The following is a 3,668-nucleotide window of genomic DNA, read 5'->3' on the forward strand; positions in this document are numbered from 1 at the left end:
AGTGTAGCGGATCGCTTTGTTGGAAGTTGGTTAGCGGGCAAAGGAGTTTGTATTAACGGTTCTGCTCTAAAAATGAACGTCATTAAGGTTTCTGATAACAGCGTTCGATTTGCTAGTGAAACAATACGTTATGAGAACGAATCGAACTGTACAGGTAACATTGTTGCAAGTTACCGCCAAGCTGAAGATTTTAGTCTGGTTTCAAATATTGGAGCACCTCAGACAATACAAACCTCAAGCTATAACAAAGTAGATTGGCAGCTTGTAGTAGCAGGAAAGCTAACTCAGAAACAGCCAGCTATTCTAGGGTTTAAAAATGCAAACCAATTCTGCTTAGTCCCTACGGATGAACCAAATGCGATACATAATTATTTGCAGCAAGCAAACTTTGATTTAACAACTACTTGCTTCACAAAAACAACACCATCAGCAAGCATGCAAAAGCCGACACAAGTATTTGCAACAGCAAGTTATAGACTAGCGGACAATAAAGAATCTTGGGCAGATCTATTAACTCAACTTAACGATCAAGGACGCCAAGGCTACGCCCTTCTCACACCATCAGTCAGTTTGGATAATCCTGATAGTAGCTTTGCCCTATATAAAAATTTATATGTCAAAAACAATAAAACCACTGATACATACACCTATAAAACAGTTGATGTTAAAACCAATTCAGTGGCAAACCGTTATTTACTATGGGTAAATGAGTTAAATAAACAAGGTAGCTTAGGCTATATATATAAACTCTCATTTGGAGAAGTAACTTCGAATACAGATAAATATTTATTTGTTAAAAATGATAAGAAACCAGCAACTTATACTTACTCTAATCGCTTCTTAACCAATACCTCTCGCACGAGTATTTTGAATGCCTTCAATGAACTTGGTGCACAAGGTTGTAAACTAATTTACGCAAACACCTCATTCACCAATAACGGCACAACGAATGGAACCTTCTATGTGCCGACTTGTGTAAATAGCAGTACACATAACGGAACCTATGCATATCGTTATTTTGAAGTTCCACAACATATTCCGTTTAACAAGGAAGATGCAATAAAACTTGAAAAACTTCTTAAAGAGCAGGCAGCTGAAGGTTATAGATTGGTGGATGCGAACAATAATCTAGGCTTCTTTAATATTGATGGTTATCTATTTGAGCGTGATAGTGAAAATACAGGACCTATTGAATATAAAGTATTTATTGAAGATGCTGCATCCGAAACAGATGAGCCATATCTCGTTGAAAATCGAATTCAAGACCAAGGTAAATTAGGTTGGTTCTTTGCAGTTCGACTTGGATCGGTCTATACCAACTCACCAACAAATTATGATTTGGCAAGTGGTGTAATTTTCCCTAAATAAGACATCTAAAAACAAATAAGGCCACAACTGTGGCCTTATTCTTACTTAAAATTAGATAACTTATCCTAAGTTTTTAAAGCCCTGCTGACGCCATGCCTCATAAACAATCACTGCGGTTGCATTAGATAAATTTAAACTTCTTGAGTTTTCAGCCATTGGCAAACGGATCCACTGTTGTTGTGGAAACATTAAGCGAACATGCTCAGGCAAACCACGTGTTTCTGGCCCCATCAGTAAAGCCACAGGCCGATTCAAATCGACTGTATGTGGAGTCGCTGAGCCTTTAGTGGTGAGTGGAAAAACATGCTCAACACCTTTAGCTTTTAAGTCTGCAAGACACAGTTCAATGTTGTCCCAAATCTGCATACGCGCCCATTCATGATAATCAAGGCCTGCTCGCTTGAGCTTTTTATCATCTAACTCAAAACCTAGAGGTTTAACCAAGTGCAACTGTGCGCCTGTATTAGCACATAAACGAATGATATTGCCTGTATTGGCAGGAATTTCAGGCTCGTATAGGACAACATGAATCACAAATTTTCTCGACTTTAATAACCAGCAATAAATTCAGATAAATTTATTGCCATTTTAACTGTTCACGTAAATTCACCACTTCACCAATAATAGTTAAAGTCGGCGCTACGATATGATGTTCAGAAACTTTAGTTGCAATATCAGCTAATGTTCCAACAATAACTTTCTGTTCTGGTGTGGTTCCTTTAGATATTAAAGCTACAGGCATATCAGCACGTTGACCATGAGCAATAAGTTGCTCACAAATGCGTTCTAAACCAACTAACCCCATATAGAGGACTAAAGTTTGATTTTCATAAACTAGTTCATTCCAAGGGAGTTCAGGGGAACCTTCCTTTAAATGCCCAGTCAAGAAACGTACACTTTGTGCATAGTCACGATGAGTTAATGGAATTCCTGCATAAGCTGAACAACCTGATGCTGCGGTTATCCCCGGTACAACTTGGAAAGTGACATTTGCCTCAACCAGCTCTTGAATCTCTTCACCACCACGCCCAAAGATAAACGGATCACCACCTTTTAGACGACAAACACGCTTTCCTTTTTGAGCATATTCAACCAGTAAAGCATTGATACCATCTTGGGGAACAGAGTGATTTGAACGAGCTTTACCTACATAAATTTTGGTCGCATCGCGGCGGCAAAGCTCTAAGATCGGTGCAGACACCAAACGATCATAAATCACAACATCTGCTTGCTGCATAAGACGCAATGCTTTTAATGTCAGCAACTCTGGATCACCCGGTCCAGCCCCCACCAAATAAACTTCACCTTTAGGTGCTGTCCATTCTGTTAAGGCTTGCTGAATCAAATCATTTGCAACTTCTAAATTGTCATTAAAAACTTGTTCTTTTAATGGGCTAGCATATAAGTTTTCCCAAAAGATTCGACGCTCGTCTGGGTTACTAATCTTTTCTTTTACTTGCTTACGCCATTGACCAGAAAACTCAGCAAGTTTCCCCATGCCATGTGGAACAATCGTTTCTATTTGAGTACGAAGTTGTCTAGATAAAACGGGCGATGCGCCATTTGAGGCAACAGAAATGATCAATGGAGAACGGTCAATAATTGCTGGAACCATAAAGCGACAGTGTGGAATATCATCTACACTATTTACCAGTAAATTACGCGCTTCACATTGCTCAAAAACAGCTTTGTTCACTTGCGCATCATTAGTCGCAGCAATGACTAATCTATAAGGTGTATTTAAAAAAATTTCGGCAAAGGTCTCAGCAAAATACTGTCCTCCACTCGCCTGAACCAACTCTAAAAGCTGATCTTCAATTGCTGGAGCAATAATATCAATTACGGCTCCAGCTTTGGCTAAAAGATTTGCTTTGCGCAAAGCAATATGCCCACCACCCACAATCAGACAACGTTGCTGTTGCAACTTTAAAGAGATTGGAAAAATATCCACCTTAAACCTCTACATTAATCATCTGATTTGGGTTAAGCAAAAACCATGCACAATTTAGATGCAAAGCTTAGTCAATAAAGGTTAAACCACCCATATATGGGCGTAATACTTCTGGAATCTCAATAGAACCGTCTTCACGTTGATAATTTTCCATTACCGCAAGCAAAGTACGTCCAACTGCAAGACCTGAACCATTTAGTGTGTGCACTAATTCAGTCTTCTTTTGATCCATTCTGTAGCGTGCTTTCATGCGGCGTGCCTGAAAATCACCCATATTAGAGCAGCTTGAGATTTCACGATAAGTATTTTGGCTTGGAACCCAAACTTCTAAGTCGTAAGTTTTAGTCGC

Annotated in this window: 4 protein-coding genes; 1 reads left to right on the top strand and 3 read right to left on the bottom strand. The window is 39.2% G+C overall.

What is annotated here, in order from left to right:
* On the top strand, positions 1-1,368 hold a 1,368-nt coding region (locus UC75_RS14800), incomplete at its 5' end, for a PT dipeptide repeat lipoprotein (RefSeq protein ID WP_228137407.1).
* A gap of 60 nt (positions 1,369-1,428) precedes the next feature.
* On the opposite strand, the gene UC75_RS14805 is transcribed toward UC75_RS14800, so the two are convergent.
* From UC75_RS14805 to UC75_RS21900, 3 genes are all read right to left on the bottom strand, one after another.
* Positions 1,429-1,902, bottom strand: coding sequence for a tRNA (cytidine(34)-2'-O)-methyltransferase (locus tag UC75_RS14805; RefSeq protein WP_049838019.1), 474 nt, complete (start codon positions 1,900-1,902; stop codon positions 1,429-1,431).
* 43 nt (positions 1,903-1,945) lie between these two features.
* On the bottom strand, positions 1,946-3,319 hold the full coding sequence (cysG, locus tag UC75_RS14810; RefSeq protein ID WP_049838020.1) for a siroheme synthase CysG: 1,374 nt from the start codon (positions 3,317-3,319) through the stop codon (positions 1,946-1,948).
* Between the two features lie 67 nt (positions 3,320-3,386).
* The coding region (locus UC75_RS21900) for an aminoacyl--tRNA ligase-related protein (protein ID WP_322842910.1) at positions 3,387-3,668 on the bottom strand (282 nt) is incomplete at its 5' end.

Origin of the sequence: Acinetobacter sp. V2 (assembly GCF_001188385.1) — a bacterium.
Lineage (GTDB): Bacteria > Pseudomonadota > Gammaproteobacteria > Pseudomonadales > Moraxellaceae > Acinetobacter > Acinetobacter oleivorans.